Source organism: Roseomonas mucosa ATCC BAA-692 (assembly GCF_000622225.1).
Lineage (GTDB): Bacteria > Pseudomonadota > Alphaproteobacteria > Acetobacterales > Acetobacteraceae > Roseomonas > Roseomonas mucosa.
This window is the reverse complement of record NZ_JHWD01000001.1, coordinates 316116-330116: the sequence shown is the minus strand read 5'-3', so window position 1 is coordinate 330116 and position 14001 is coordinate 316116. Positions and strand designations below refer to the sequence as shown.

Sequence of the window (14001 nt, the reverse complement as noted above, 5' to 3'; positions counted from 1 at the left end):
ACGCCCCTCATGTGAAATACGGCCGCCAGCGGATGTAGTCGACGATGTAGTCGCGGAAGCTCAGCGCGCTGGCATTCACCAGCACCCGTTCCGCCGGATCGTGCCAGCGCAGGCCGAAGTGCCGCGCCACCAGCGGGTTGACCGGGATCTGCGCGAAATGCTGGCCGTGATAGGCCTCCGTCAGCGCGCGGACCTCGCCATGGGCCCGCGCGGCGTCGATCTCCAGCAGCCCGGCCGAGACCTCCAGCATCTGCCGCAGGATCTCGCGCAGCAGCGGGCCGGCGATGTGCATGTAGTCGTGGAACAGGCGCTCCTCGCGGAAGCGGCCGGCGACGAAGGGCGCCAGGGCGATGTCGCTGTCCTTGTCCCGTGCCTCCGCGCGCGCCAGGTCGAAGCCAAGCCGCCGGTCGAGGCGCGGCAGCTCCGCGGCGCAGCGCTCCAGGTACAGGTCGAAGAGCGCATCGTCCGGCAGCGCCACCGCCTCGCCATCCACTGCCAGCATCATGGCGATGCGGTCGCCCAGGCGGTAGCGCTCGCCCTCCGGATAGTCGCCATCCTCCGGCCCGCCCTTGCGCGGGTCCAGCGCCTCGAAAGGCCAGAGCGCGGTGATGTTCTGCGGCGGGAAGCGCAGCACCGGCGTGCCTTCCGGCATGCGCGCGCGCAGCGCCGCGCGCTCCTCGACGAAGGCGTTGTCGAAGACCTGCTCCCACAGCACCGCCGGCGCATCGCGGAAATCGGGATAGCTGTCCCACCCGCATTCCGGCCGGTCGAAGACGTGGTAGCCGACATGGATCACGTCGCAGCCTTCGAGGCTGGGGATGCGTCCCAGCACCTCCGCCATCTCCTGCCCCTGGCAGTTCGCGCCGATCACCAGGCGCATGCGGGCCTCGCTCATCCTGCCCTCCCCTTCGCCCGCCTCAGCGCGCCCATGGCTGCCACCGGATGTAGCGGAGCATGTATTCCCGGAAGGTCCAGCGGTTGCCGAACCAGGCGAAGCGCGTGTCGCCGTCGCACCAGTCGAGGCCCAGGCGCCGCGCCACCTCGGGATGCAGCGGCGTCTGCCGCGTGCAGGACAGGCCGAGCCAGCCGCGGCTTGCCTGCCGGTATTCCTCCAGCGCCGCCTCGCGCACCGATGCCCCCAGCAGCGAGGTCCGGCGCAGCAGCGCCTCGGTCACGAGGTGGAAGGGCGCCCCGGTCGGATCGTGCGGCGTGTTGAACAGCGGCGCGCGGCGCATCATCGCCCGCATCTCCGCCGCGACGCGGATCTCGCAGCCCGCCTCGGCCTGTTCCCAGGCGGCGAAGCCGGAGGCCGCCCAGTCGCCGGCGATGTCCAGCGCCTCGCAGGAGGCGGCGAGGTAGCGGCGGTACAGGTCGCCATCCTTCAGCCCCGGCGCCTCCGCCGCGAGGCCGGCGGCGATCCGGTCGTTATAGAGCGCGCCGCCGTAGCGCCCGCCGGGCCAGAGCGGCTCCGGCCGGTTGCGCGGATCGGACGCCAGCAGCGGCCAGTGCAGGTGCCCCTGCAAGGCGGGGAAGCGCAGCCCTTCGGCCTGCGAGCCCTGCGGGGCCGCCGCGCCGGAGGACGGCTGGGACCAGAGCGCCACCGGCCCCTCCTCCCCGGCCGCGGCCAGGGCGGCGGCGAGGTCCTTGCCCTCCCCGACATGGCGCGGCACCAGACGCCCCGAAAGGCTCCGCAGGCGGCCCAGATTGCGGGCGAGCTGCCGCGCCTGGTGGTTGCCCATGATCAGCAGGGTGATGGCGGCGTGCGTGCCCTGCGCCGGGGCGACGGCGGCGGCCACGCCCGGCACCGGAAAGAGGCGCAGCGTCTGCCAGGCGAAGGCCAGCCGGCGCGTGTCGCCCGAAGGCGGCTGCCCGGGCCGCGAGGGCGGGCGGGAGGCGTCGGGCTGCTCGAAGACGAGGTCGTTGGCGACATCCGTCCGCAGCAGTTCCGGCGGCAGGTCCAGCGTGAAGCTGCCGGTGGCCTGCGCCACGATCTCCGGCAGGACCGTCCCGTTCAGGACCGGTCGCAGCCGTTGCACGCGGTGGCCGCTCTCATGGTTCAGTGCGGGAAAGCCCCGTGCCTCCAGCCGCAGCGGCACGCCCGGGCGCAGGGGGAGGAGTTCCGGGGAGAGTTCCAGGCGGCAGCGATCGTCCATGCTCCAGACGATCTCGGGCTCCTGATGCGACCAGCCTTCCCGGCGGAACAGATGGCTGTTCCCGTCCGCCCCGAAATAGATCAGCAGCATCTGCGCCGCCATGCACCAACCCCCGGTGAACCGTTAACAATATCTACCAGGGGTTGCGTTACCGCAAGAAATTGCACTGCAACAGAGTGCCATGACGGCTGGCACTCGTTTTTGTTTGGAAGGTGGCGTGAATCCCCGGCCCGCGGGCCGGTCCATGACTGGCCGGCCAGGCAGAGGGGCCGCGACGGCGGATCAGGGCCGGCGGAAAGCCGGTGCGGCCCTCAGGCCTGCCCGGCAAGTTCGGTGCGGAACTCGTCCAGCAGGCGCAGCGAGCCATCGCGGCGCTCCACATGCCAGAAGAGCCAGCCGTTGCAGGTCGGCGCCTCCTGCACCTCGGCGCCGACCTTGTGGATCGAGCCGAGCGCCTTGCCGCAGCGGAGCGTACCATCCGCCCCGACCTCGGCCCGCCAGCGGCGGTGCCGATCCACGAGGCGCGAGCCGGGCGGCACGAGGCCGCGTTCCACCAGCGTGCCGAAGGGAATGCGCGGCTGCTCCCGCCGGGCCGGGAGGCTGAGCGCCAGGCTTTCCGGCAGCGGCTCCACCGCCTCGATGCGTGCCCGGGCGGCCTCGGCATAGGCCTCGTCGCGCTCGATGCCGATGAAGCGCCGGCCGAGGCGCCGCGCCACCGCCGCCGTGGTTCCGCTGCCCATGAAGGGGTCGAGCACCACCTCACCCGGCGCGGTGCAGCTCAGGATCACCCGGTGCAGCAGCGCCTCCGGCTTCTGCGTCGGGTGCAACTTCTTGCCCTTTTCGTCGCGCAGGCGCTCGTTGCCCGTGCAGAGCGGGATCAGCCAGTCCGAGCGCATCTGCACGTCGTCGTTCAGCGCCTTCATGGCGGCGTAGTTGAACTTGTATCGGCTCTCCGGCCCGCGCGAGGCCCAGATCAGCGTCTCATGCGCGTTGGTGAAACGGCGGCCGCGGAAGTTCGGCATCGGGTTCGACTTGCGCCACACCACGTCGTTCAGGATCCAGTAGCCGAGATCCTGCAACGCCGTGCCGAGGCGGAAGACGTTGTGGTAGGCGCCGATCACCCAGATCGTGCCATCCTTGCGCAGCACGCGGCGGCATTCGGTCAGCCAGGCACGGGTGAAGGAGTCATAGGCCGGGAAGCCGTCGAACCGGTCCCAGGCATCGTCCACGCCGTCCACCAACCCGCCTTCAGGCCGCACGAGGTCGCCCTTGAGTTGCAGGTTGTACGGGGGGTCCGCGAAGATCGCATGCACCGAGGCCGGCGGCAGTTGACGCAGCATGTCGAGGCAGTCGCCGACCATGACCTGGTCGAGCGGAAGATCCAGCCCGGTGCCCACAGCAATCCCCCTCTGTCGAGTCGGCAAAGTGATGAAGCCGAGTCGCCTCGTCAAGCGAGGGGGACTCACGCGGGAACTCGCGTCAGCCGCGAAGTTCGCGCGGCGCCGTTGTCAACGGGATCAAAGGCCGAACAGAACCCCGGCGATGTCATGCCCCTCCGAATCGGTGGCGGTGCCGCGCCGCGGCATCTCCCGATTCGCGCGCCGGTACCAGTAGCCGGCATTGCCGAGGTCCCCCTCGATTCGGTGCAGCCAGGCATGGACCCAGGCGGCCTCGCGCCCCGGCTCGTCCTGCACAAGCGCATGCGCCGCCTCCCACTCCCCTCGCAGACCATGCCACACCGCCCGCAACGCCGGCGAAACCCCCTCGGGCACCGCATCCGCCGCCAGCATCTCCTCCGCCGTCATGCCTCCGCTCCTGCTGCCGCTGCGTGATCGACCGGGGCGCTCCGGGAGGCTCTGCCTCCCGGACCCTTTGCTGAAGGAGGGGCCGCTCAGGGGGATAGTATCCCCCCGAGACCCCGCCATGAGCGCTCCGCGAGGAGGGGGTTGTTCCGCCGGTATGCCATCCGGCGACCGGTGTCCTGTCCCCCCTCCTCGCGGAGCGCCCACAGGGTTCCAAGGGACTAACGTCCCTTGGCGGGGTGTCCAGAGGGGCAGAGCCCCTCTGGCCCCAGCCCGATCACGCAGCAGGCTCCAGCAGCAGGAGAGCCTGATCGACCGGGGCGAAGCCGCGGCGGTGCTGGGGGCAAGGGCCGAGACGTGCGAGGGCGGCGCGATGGGAGGGGGTGGGGTAGCCGGCGTGCCGGGCAAAGCCGTAGCCGGGGTGGCGGGCGTCGAGGCGGGCCATGGCGCGGTCGCGCAGCACCTTCGCCACGATCGAGGCGGCGGCGATGGAGAAGGAGAGGCCGTCCCCGCCGATCACGCAGCGAGTGGCGCAGGGCAGGCTGTGCGGCGCACGGGGCGCCATGTTGCCGTCGATCAGCGCGAGGTCGGGCACGGGGCCGAGGCGGCGCACGGCGCGCAGCATGGCGAGGTGCGTGGCACGCAGGATGTTCAGCGCGCCGATCTCCGGCGCCGTGGCGGCGCCCCAGCCTACCCGGGCGTGGCCGGCGCGCGCGGCCTCGCGCAGCGCGGCGAAGGCGGCCTCGCGCCGGGCGGCGTTGAGCTTCTTGCTGTCGTCGAGAAGGCGCGCGAGGGCGAGCGGCGGCTCGGCGGCGAAGATCACGGCGCCAGCCAGGACAGGGCCGGCCAGCGGGCCACGCCCGGCCTCGTCCACGCCGGCGACGCGTCCGCCGGCGGCCAGTTCCAGGCTGTAGTCGGGCATCAGAACGAACGCGTCTCCCAGACATCGTGCGGGTGCAGCAGGTCCGGCGCGCCTTCCCGCAGGAAGCGCGCCGCCGCCGCGTCGCCCAGCAGGGTGGCACGCAGGAAGGCCGTGGCAAGCCCCGCAGTGCGGCCGTGATAGGTCGGGTCGCTCCAGCGCGCGCCGGCACCGGGCTCATCGGCGAAGGAGGCGTGCACCGCGGCGTTCAGCACCGCCAGCGCGCCGGGATTGCGCGCCGCCTCGAAAGGCTCGCGCCGCTGCGCCGCGCGCACGCCCTCGATCCAGCCGTCGTCGTTGCTGCCGGTGACATGCAGCATCGGCGCGACGAAGCCGGCATAAGCCAGGCGCGGCGGCAGGCCCTGGGCGGGGATGGGGGAAAGGGCGATTCCCGCTTTCAGGCGCGGATCGGGCAGGTTCAGCCCGCGATCGCCGCCCGGCAGGCGCTGGCCCAGCATGGCCTGCACCGTCCAGGCACCAAAGGAATGCCCGGTGATGGCGAGGCGCCCCGGGTCCGCCTGGGGCGGCAGATTGTCGAGGGCGAAGCGGACATCGTACAGCCGGTCCAGCGCCACGTTCACATCGAAGGCCGCTGCCGCCAGGGCCATGCGATCCCCGCCATGGCGCCAGAGGCTGTCGTCGCTGCCCGGATGCTGCAGGTGGATGGCCAGGAATCCCGCCCGCGCCAGTGCCCCGCCCAGATAGGCGAGGCCATGCCGCGAGCCGCCCAGCCCATGACTGAGCAGCACCGTGGGAAAGGGGCCCCGCCCCGCCGGGATGCGCAGCAGCACCGGGATCTCCCGGTCGCGCGCCGGGTCCCGCCAGTGGGCCTCGCTTTCCGCGGGCGAGGGCGGGGCGGCCTCGCCCGGCGCTGGCCGCAGCAGAGGCGCGGCCGCCAGCGCCCCGAGCAGCGCGCGCCGCCCGCCTGTCGTGAGACCTTCCCCCGTCATGGAAGCCCGGGGAGAGTGTCGTCGCTGTGCCATGCCGTGAGCACCGCCACGCGGCCTGCGCCGCGCTCCTGGAGGATGGGGATGGGCAGGGCGGGCGCCATGGTCCTGGCCGGCCCGTCCCGGATGATGCATCTGGGGACGGGTGGCGGGATCGTCCAGGAATTCCGGCACGGGCCGACACGAAGCCTTAACACTCGAACAGCTATTCATATGTTGACTGTGTAACGGGGCCTCGCTATCGCCCCTCTCCCAGCAGGGAGGAGCCATGTCCCCCGCCATCCGCCTCGCCCTGGGCAGCATCCTGTTCGGCCTCGTGGTGCTGGGCCTGAAATTCGCCGCCTGGCGGGTCACGGGCAGCGTCGCACTCTATTCCGACGCGCTGGAAAGCATCATCAACGTCGCCACGGCTGGGACGACGGCGTTGGCCCTCTGGGTCAGCCAGCGCCCCGCCGATGCCGGGCACCCCTATGGCCACGGCAAGGCGGAATACTTCTCCGCCGTGCTGGAGGGCGTGCTGATCGTGCTCGCCGCGCTTTCCATCCTGCGCGAGGCCTGGTTCGGCTTCCTGTCGCCCACACCTGTCGAGGCGCCGCTGCTCGGCCTGGTCATCAACGCCGCCGCCACGCTGCTGAACGGCGCCTGGGCGACGGTGCTGCTGCGCGCCGGGCGGGCGCGGCAATCCCCTGCCCTGCTGGCGGATGCGCGGCACCTCTTCACCGACGTCTTCACCTCTGGCGGCGTGCTGCTGGGCTTCGTCCTGGTGCCGTTGACCGGCTGGCCGCTGCTCGACCCCGCCCTGGCGGCGCTGGTGGCGCTGAACATCCTCTGGAGCGGTGCCGGGGTGGTGCGGAGCTCCGTCGGCGGCCTGATGGACGCGGCGCCGGACAAGGAGGTGATGCGGCGGCTGCGCGGGATCATCTCGCGAAACGCCGATGGGGCGCTGGAGGCCCACGATCTGCGCGCCCACCGCGTCGGGGGCCGGCTCTTCCTGGAATGCCACCTCGTCCTGCCGGGCGACATGCCGCTGCGCGAGGCTCATGCGGTCTGCAACCGCGTCGAGGAAGCCCTGGGGCGGGAAATGGGGGATATCGTGGCGACCATCCACCCGGAGCCGGAAGAGGAAGCACAGCGGCACGGCGTGCTGGTGCTGTGAAGCCTAGCCCCCGGAGGAAAGGCGCCGCCAGCGCGGAAACGGTGTCATTCCTCTTTTCGGGAGCGCCGCCGATCCACCCGCTCTCAGGATCAGAAGGGAGTCCGGCCTCGCCACCGGGCGCCAACGGAAGGCGGGGTCCGGGGACATACGCTGTCCCCGGCGGGGGGGGGGCCGGGGGAGGCGGAGCCTCCGCCCGGGGGTGGGAGCAAGCGCAACGCAGGATCAGAAGCGCAGGCGCCCCGCCGCGCGCAGGCAGAGCAGCAGCGCGGAAACATGCATGACCTGCGGCAGGATGCCCTCGTCAAGCCGCGCCAGCACGTCCTGCCAGGGATGCAGCTCCACGGTGATGTCCTCGCCCGGCTCCAGGCGCGGCTCGGCGATCTTCCGCACGTCCAGCGCCAGGAGGTTATGGCTGCGGTTGCGGTGCGAGGCCGGGTTGGGCGAGAGGCTGGAGACGAGGCGCAGCGAGCCGGCGGCGTAGCCGGTCTCCTCCAGCAGCTCGCGCGCCCCGGCGGGCACCGGATCGGTCTCGCCAGGGTCCATGCCGCCCGCAGGGAGCTCCAGGCAGAAATCCTGCGCCCCGTGCCGGTACTGGCGGATCAGCACCAGCTCGTCCGAGGGTGTCAGCGCCACGACATGCACCCAGTCGGGATATTCGAAGGTGTAGAAGGGATCGAGCAGGTTGCCGCGCGCATCCTCCACCGCCTCCGCATTCACATGGATCCAGCGGTCCTTGAGGACGGTGCGGGATCGCCGCACCGTCCAGGGCTTGCGCGTCATTCGGCGGCGATGCGCATGTCCTGCGCATAGGCTTCGAGTGGCGCGCAGGTGCAGGCGAGGTTGCGGTCGCCATAGACGTTGTCCACGCGCTTGACCGGCGGCCAGTACTTGTGCGCGGCGACCCAGGGCGCCGGATAGGCGGCCTGCTGGCGGGAATAGCCATGGGTCCATTCCGCCGCCGTCACCTCCTCGGCGGTGTGAGGCGCGTTCTTGAGCGGGTTGTCGGCCCGGTCGAGACGCCCTTCCGCCACCTCGGTGATCTCCGCGCGGATGGCGACCATCGCCTCCACGAAGCGATCGAGCTCCGCCTTCGGCTCGCTCTCGGTGGGCTCCACCATCAGCGTGCCGGTGACGGGCCAGGACATGGTCGGCGCGTGGAAGCCGAAATCCTGGAGGCGCTTGGCGATGTCCTCCACCGCGATCCCGGCCTCCGCCTGGAAGCCGCGGCAGTCGAGGATGCATTCATGCGCCACCATGCCCTGGCGGCCGCGATAGAGCACCGGATAGTGCCCCTCCAGACGCTTCGCGACATAGTTGGCCGAAAGGATCGCCACCTGCGTCGCCTTCCGCAGCCCCGCCGCCCCCATCATGCGGATATAGGCATAGGGGATCGGCAGGATCGAGGCGGAGCCGAAGGGCGCGGCCGAGACCGGGCCGAAGCCCGTCTCCGGCCCCGCCTCGGCCAGCAGCGGGTGGTTCGGCAGGTGCGGCGCGAGATGCGCCGCCACGCCGATCGGGCCGACGCCCGGCCCGCCGCCGCCATGCGGGATGCAGAAGGTCTTGTGCAGGTTCAGGTGGCAGACATCCGCGCCGATGCTGGCGGGCGAGGTCAGCCCGACCTGCGCGTTCATGTTGGCCCCGTCCATGTAGACCTGGCCGCCATGCCGGTGGATCAGCGCGCAGATCTCGCGGATGCCTTCCTCGAACACGCCATGCGTCGAGGGATAGGTGATCATCAGCGCGGCGAGATGCGCGGCGTGCTCCTCCGCCTTGGCGCGCAGGTCATCGAGATCGACGTTGCCGTCGTTGTCGCAGCGCACGACCACGACGCGCATGCCCGCCATCGCCGCCGAGGCCGGGTTGGTGCCATGGGCCGAGGACGGGATCAGGCAGACATTGCGCTGCTGGTCACCGCGCGCATGGTGCCAGGCGCGGATGGCGAGGAGCCCGGCATACTCGCCCTGGCTGCCCGCATTCGGCTGCAGCGACACGGCGGCGAAGCCGGTGACGGTGCAGAGCCAGCTTTCCAGCCGCCGCACCAGCGTCAGGTAGCCCGGCACCTGCTCCGCCGGGGCGAAGGGATGCACGTTGCTGAAGCCCGGCAGCGTGATCGCCATCATCTCCGCCGTGGCGTTCAGCTTCATCGTGCAGGAACCGAGCGGGATCATGCTGCGGTTCAGCGCGACGTCGCGGTCCTCCAGCGACTTCAGGTAGCGCAGCATGCCGTGTTCGCTGCGATGCGCGGAGAAGACCTCGGCGGCGAGGATCGCGCTCTCGCGCTCCAGCGCGGCGGGGATGCCGCCGGCGGCCTCGATCGCCCCAAGTTCCGGCGCCGACACGCCGCCGGCCTCGGACAGCGCCCCGGCCAGCTTCGCGAGATCGTCGCGCGAGACGGTCTCGTCGAGGCTGACGGCGACGCAGCCCGCATCGACGCGGCGCAGGTTGAAGCCGTGCGCCAGCGCCGCCTGCATCAGCGCATCCGCCTTCGCGCCCGCCTCGATGGCGATGGTGTCGAAGAAGCCCTCGTGCCGCAGCGCGAAACCCGCCTTGCGCGCCGCGCCGGCCAGCAGCCGCGCCTGGAGATGCACACGGTCGGCGATGCGGCGCAGCCCGTCCGCGCCATGCCAGCAGGCATAGAGCCCGGCCATCACCGCCAGCAGCACCTGCGCGGTGCAGATGTTGGAGGTCGCCTTCTCGCGCCGGATATGCTGCTCGCGCGTCTGGAGCGCGAGGCGCATGGCCGGGCGCCCGGCGGCATCCACCGAGACGCCGACGATGCGGCCCGGCATCAGCCGCTTCAGCCCGTCCTTCACCGCCATGAAGGCGGCATGTGGGCCGCCCCAGCCCATCGGCACGCCGAAGCGCTGCGAGGAGCCGATGACGATGTCGGCGCCCATCTCGCCCGGCGGCTTCAGCCGCACCAGGGCCAGCGGGTCCGCCGCGACGATGGCGGTGACGCCCGTGTCATTGGCGAGCTTGATCTCCGCCTCCAGCTCCGCGCGCAGCTCGCCGGTCGTGCCGGGATAGGAGAAGATCGCGGCGAAGGGCCCCTCGCTGCGGATCGCCCCGGCCATCTCGCCGGGGGCGTACGGGCGGATCTCGATGCCCAGTGGCGCGCCGCGGGTGCGCAGCACGGCCAGTGTCTGCGGGTGCAGGTCGCGCGAGACCAGCATCACGCGCCGGTTGGTGGCACGCGGCCCCTTCACGGCGGCCAGCGCCATGGCCATTGCCTCCGCCGCCGCCGTGCCTTCGTCGAGCAGCGAGGCATTGGCGACCGGCAGGCCGGTGAGGTCGGCGACCATGGTCTGGAAGTTGACCAGCGCCTCCAGCCGCCCCTGCGCGATCTCCGCCTGGTATGGCGTATAGGCCGTGTACCAGCCGGGATTCTCCAGCACGTTGCGCAGGATCACCGGCGGCACATGCGTGCCGTGATAGCCCATGCCGATCAGCGACTTCACCGCGCTGTTCTGCGCGGCAAGCGCGGCCAGCTCGGCCACCACCTCGGACTCGCCGATGGCGGGCGGCAGCGCATCGAGCGTGTCCCCCAGGATGGCGGCGGGCACGGTACGCGCGGTCATGGCGTCGAGGCTGTCCGCCCCGATCGCCTCCAGCATCGCCGCGATCTCCCCCTCCGAGGGGCCGAGATGACGGCGCACGAAACCGCCCTGGTCCTCCAGGGCGGCAAGCTGCTCAAGGGTGCTCATCGCGGCATCAACCGGCGGCGGCCACGGCCTCGTAGGCCGCTTCGTCCAGCAGCCCGTCCACCTCCGCGGCATCCTTCGGCCTGATGCGGAAGAACCAGCCCTCGCCCATCGGGTCGCGGTTCACCAGGCCGGGATCGTCGCCCAGCGTCTCGTTGGCGCCGGTGATGGTGCCCGCCACCGGGGCATAGATGTCGGAGGCGGCCTTCACGCTCTCCACCACCGCGATGGATTCGCCGGCCTCGACCTCGCGCCCCACCTCGGGGAGATCGACGAAGACGATGTCGCCCAGGGCTTCCTGGGCGTGGCTGGTGATACCGACCACGGCATCCTCGCCCTCGGGGCGGACCCATTCATGGCTGGCGGTGTAGCGGATCTGGGACATGGGGCGGGTTCCTGCAAATCGGTCTGGAGAGATCGGTCCGGGCAGATCGGTCCGGGCGCGCCCGCCACTTCCCGGGCGGGCACGGGGGAAAAAGCGATCAGGCGCGGCTGGCGCGCTTGTAGCGGTGTGGCACGAAAGGCGTGGGCGCGACCTTGGCCGCCACGGCCTTGCCGCGCACCATCAGGTCCAGCGCCGTGCCATCCGTGGCGAGGTCAGGGCGGACATAGCCCATGGCGACGGGCGCCCCGAGCGTCGGGCCGAAGCCGCCGCTGGTCACCTCGCCCACCACCTCCGCGCCGGACTGGATCGGGGTATGGGCGCGGGCGGGCTGTCGCCCCTCGACGGCGAAGCCGACGCGCAGGCGCTTCGGGCCGTGGTCCAGTTCCTCCCGCACCCGCTCGGCGCCGCGGAAGTTCCATTCGGTGCGGCGGCGCTTGCCGATGGTCCAGTTCAGCGCCGCCTCGACCGGGCTCGTGGTCTCGTCCAGGTCGTTGCCGTAGAGGCAGAGCCCGGCCTCCAGCCGCAGGCTGTCGCGCGCGCCCAGCCCGGCCGGTGTGGCACCCGCCGTGACCAGCGCCCCGGCCAGCTTCGTGGCGTTCTCCGCCGGCACGCTGATCTCGTAGCCGTCCTCGCCCGTATAGCCGGAGCGGCTGACCAGCGCGGAGCCACCCGCCAGCGTCACCTCGGCCACGCCCATGAAGGGCAGCGCCGCCACCTCGGGCGCCAGGGTGGCGAGGATGCGCTCGGCCGCCGGCCCCTGCAGCGCCAGCAGCGCGCGGTCGGGCATCGGCGCCAGGGTGACGGAAGGCGGCAGGATGGCCCCGATCGCCGCCTCGTCCACCGCCTTGCGGGAAGCGTTCAGCACCAGGAACATCCGGTCGCCGAGATTGGTGAACATGAAGTCGTCGAGGATGCCGCCCGCCTCGGTCATCAGGACGCCGTAGCGCTGCCGCCCGGGCTTCAGCCCCTGCACGTCGGCGGGGGTCAGCGCCTCCAGCGCCGCCGCCGCGCCCTCGCCCCGCAGCTCCGCCTGCCCCATATGGGAGACGTCGAACAGCGCCGCACCCTCGCGGCAGGCCTTGTGCTCGGCGATGATGCCGGCGGGGTAGTGCACCGGCATCATGTAGCCGGCGAAGGGCACCATGCGCGCGCCCTGGGCGCGGTGCCAGTCGGCCAGCGGGGTCTCAAGCATCGTCTCGGCGGCGTCAGCCACGCATCCTCCTTCGCCGCTCAGGGCGGCGGAACGGAACGTGGCCCCCCTCTGTCCATGGACCTGAGAGATTCGGCCGGGCATGGCGCCCGCGCCTTACTCCGTCGGTGCCGGAACGCCCGTTTCGGGGCGGGCCGGGCTTTCCAGAGGCCCCTTCCCCGCGCGGTCCATCGGGCCTGAGCGTTTCCGGGGGCCGGTTGCGCCTTCGGCGGAGGCCGGCCGGTTCGGCACCGGACGGCCTCGCTCTCCCGCGCGGGATCAGCGGGTACGGGCTGTTATGGCATTGCGGCATGGGCGCTGGCAACGGCGGCGAGTGGGCGGGAGTCCCGACTTTCGCTCCATCATAGGATTATATTCCCCCTCAGGAGGGCAGAGGCCTTGCGCAGAACCGTCATCACCGAAGACAGCTTACGGCGCGCCATGCGGGACGACCGTTACTGGCAGGTCCAGCACCCGGAACGCGGGGCCTATGCCGGCTGGGTCACCAAGGGCTGGCAGGCGCTGGCCACCTCCCCGCTGCGCACGGCGGCGGGGCAGAGCATGGTCTCCGCGCGCGTGCCTATGAACGGCAGCGCAACGGCAGGCCGGAGCATGTCTCCGCCCATACCCGCAGCAGGCGGGCCGGACAGGGAAACACCGCCGCCACGCCCCGCCCCGGTATCGTCCCGGTCCAGCCAGCTCGGGCCCTTCCTGTTGGCGCCCAAGCCGCCGGGCTACATCGTGCCGAGGCCGCAGGAAGCCGCGCCTGTTCCGATGAAGCGGGTCCCGAGGCAAAGCGGCAAGGAAGGCGCGAAGGACACGCCGAACTGGGCCAAAGGCTTTCCCCGCTATCAGGGGGAGAGCTCGACCCAGTACGCCGAGCGGCTTCTGGATCAGAAATACGGGGGACGGCAAAACTGGGACAAACTTCCTTCTGACCGAGGGAGCAAAAGCGAATTCAGCAAGATCAGGAAATTCGGCGAGCGCTCTTTCCAGGAGATGTTCTGGGACATGATGCTGGGAGAACACGAGGCATGACCGGGGACGGCATGGAGTTCTGGGTTGTCTACCATTACAAGATGACCGCCGCCGACGACGAGATCGACGACGATGAATTCGAGATGTCCCGGAAGACCGTGGGCTACTATTCGTCCGAGGAAGAGGCTCATAACGCCATCATCCGCATGCGGAACCTGCCTGGCTTCCGTGACTGGCCTTACGGCTTCAGGATTGTTGGCAGCCGCGCGAACCACGATGTCTGGCACAGTGGCTTCGGGTTCGATGACGACGATCCCGATGTCTGAAGCCGTCTCGCACGGAACACGATGGGCATTGATGGCCGCAGCGTCCGGAAGACACCCGGCTACCGAAAGAGGATGACAGGCTGATGGCAAAAGCACCTCTGTGGGAGGCATTGCATTATCGTATCCAGGCCGGCGACGACGAGGGCGCCGATCCGGCCACCAAGATCTCCGCCAAGCTTGTCGGCACCTACTCTACGCGTGAGAAAGCCGAGGAAGCGATTGCCCGCCTGCTTCCTCTGCCCGGCTTCCGCGACTGGCCCGGCGGCTTCCGCATCTATGAGGTGACGCTGGACCGGGACCTCTGGCCGGAGGGCTTCGCCGGCACGGAGACGGGAGAGCGGCCCAGGCCATAGTGCAGATGTTCCGCGCAAGGCCGCGATGGCCTCGCGCGGAAGCGTCATCGCCGGCAGGCGCTGGCCACCTCCCCGCTGCGCACGGCGGCGGG

The 14001-nt window shown here is 71.1% G+C and carries 14 protein-coding genes and 2 riboswitches; of the genes, 4 read left to right on the top strand and 10 right to left on the bottom strand.

Features of this window, described 5'->3' with window-relative positions; translation table 11 throughout:
• Positions 1–7: 7 nt before the first annotated feature.
• From BT98_RS27560 to BT98_RS0101540, 6 genes are all read right to left on the bottom strand, one after another.
• A complete protein-coding gene (locus BT98_RS27560) occupies positions 8–895 on the bottom strand; it encodes a WcbI family polysaccharide biosynthesis putative acetyltransferase (RefSeq protein WP_019461934.1) in 888 nt (295 codons plus the stop codon).
• A gap of 22 nt (positions 896–917) precedes the next feature.
• Complete coding sequence (locus tag BT98_RS0101560; protein WP_019461935.1) at positions 918–2255, bottom strand: hypothetical protein; 1338 nt, start codon at positions 2253–2255, stop codon at positions 918–920.
• 209 nt (positions 2256–2464) lie between these two features.
• Positions 2465–3550 carry a site-specific DNA-methyltransferase gene (locus BT98_RS0101555; RefSeq protein WP_019461936.1) on the bottom strand — a complete coding sequence of 362 codons (1086 nt, stop codon included), beginning with the start codon at positions 3548–3550 and terminating at the stop codon, positions 2465–2467.
• A gap of 120 nt (positions 3551–3670) precedes the next feature.
• Positions 3671–3958, bottom strand: a complete 288-nt coding sequence (locus tag BT98_RS0101550; RefSeq protein WP_019461937.1) for a hypothetical protein — start codon at positions 3956–3958, stop codon at positions 3671–3673.
• A 274-nt stretch (positions 3959–4232) separates the two neighbouring features.
• Positions 4233–4877, bottom strand: coding sequence for a ribonuclease HII (locus BT98_RS0101545; protein WP_019461342.1), 645 nt, complete (start codon positions 4875–4877; stop codon positions 4233–4235).
• A complete protein-coding gene (locus BT98_RS0101540) occupies positions 4877–5824 on the bottom strand; it encodes an alpha/beta hydrolase family protein (protein ID WP_019461341.1) in 948 nt (315 codons plus the stop codon). Before BT98_RS0101540 ends, BT98_RS0101545 begins: the two co-directional genes overlap by 1 nt.
• Before the next feature lie 265 nt (positions 5825–6089).
• Between BT98_RS0101540 and BT98_RS0101535 the strand changes: the two genes are divergently transcribed.
• Positions 6090–6977, top strand: coding sequence for a cation diffusion facilitator family transporter (locus tag BT98_RS0101535; protein ID WP_019461340.1), 888 nt, complete (start codon positions 6090–6092; stop codon positions 6975–6977).
• Positions 6978–7199: 222 nt separating this feature from the next.
• On the opposite strand, the gene BT98_RS0101530 is transcribed toward BT98_RS0101535, so the two are convergent.
• The 4 genes from BT98_RS0101530 to gcvT form a co-directional block, all read right to left on the bottom strand.
• Positions 7200–7757, bottom strand: a complete 558-nt coding sequence (locus BT98_RS0101530; RefSeq protein ID WP_019461339.1) for an NUDIX hydrolase — start codon at positions 7755–7757, stop codon at positions 7200–7202.
• The gene (gene gcvP / locus BT98_RS0101525; RefSeq protein WP_019461338.1) at positions 7754–10681 is read right to left on the bottom strand and encodes an aminomethyl-transferring glycine dehydrogenase; all 2928 of its coding nucleotides are present in this window, start codon (positions 10679–10681) and stop codon (positions 7754–7756) included. Before gcvP ends, BT98_RS0101530 begins: the two co-directional genes overlap by 4 nt.
• A gap of 7 nt (positions 10682–10688) precedes the next feature.
• A complete protein-coding gene (gcvH, locus tag BT98_RS0101520; protein WP_019461337.1) occupies positions 10689–11063 on the bottom strand; it encodes a glycine cleavage system protein GcvH in 375 nt (124 codons plus the stop codon).
• Positions 11064–11160: 97 nt separating this feature from the next.
• On the bottom strand, positions 11161–12255 hold the full coding sequence (gene gcvT, locus BT98_RS0101515) for a glycine cleavage system aminomethyltransferase GcvT (protein ID WP_019461336.1): 1095 nt from the start codon (positions 12253–12255) through the stop codon (positions 11161–11163).
• A gap of 66 nt (positions 12256–12321) precedes the next feature.
• Positions 12322–12423: riboswitch (glycine riboswitch) on the bottom strand.
• 3 nt (positions 12424–12426) lie between these two features.
• A riboswitch (glycine riboswitch) is annotated at positions 12427–12534 on the bottom strand.
• 117 nt (positions 12535–12651) lie between these two features.
• On the opposite strand from gcvT, the gene BT98_RS27080 reads away from it, so the two are divergent.
• The 3 genes from BT98_RS27080 to BT98_RS22825 all read left to right on the top strand — a co-directional run bounded on the left by BT98_RS27080 (position 12652) and on the right by BT98_RS22825 (position 13909).
• Positions 12652–13290, top strand: a complete 639-nt coding sequence (locus BT98_RS27080) for a flagellar basal body L-ring protein FlgH (RefSeq protein WP_139341803.1) — start codon at positions 12652–12654, stop codon at positions 13288–13290.
• A complete protein-coding gene (locus tag BT98_RS22830) occupies positions 13287–13556 on the top strand; it encodes a hypothetical protein (protein WP_019461333.1) in 270 nt (89 codons plus the stop codon). The genes BT98_RS27080 and BT98_RS22830 overlap by 4 nt, the downstream gene beginning before the upstream one ends.
• 83 nt (positions 13557–13639) lie before the next feature.
• Positions 13640–13909 (top strand): hypothetical protein, encoded by a 270-nt coding sequence (locus BT98_RS22825; RefSeq protein ID WP_115359166.1) that lies wholly within the window; start codon positions 13640–13642, stop codon positions 13907–13909.
• The last annotated feature ends 92 nt before the right edge of the window (positions 13910–14001 follow it).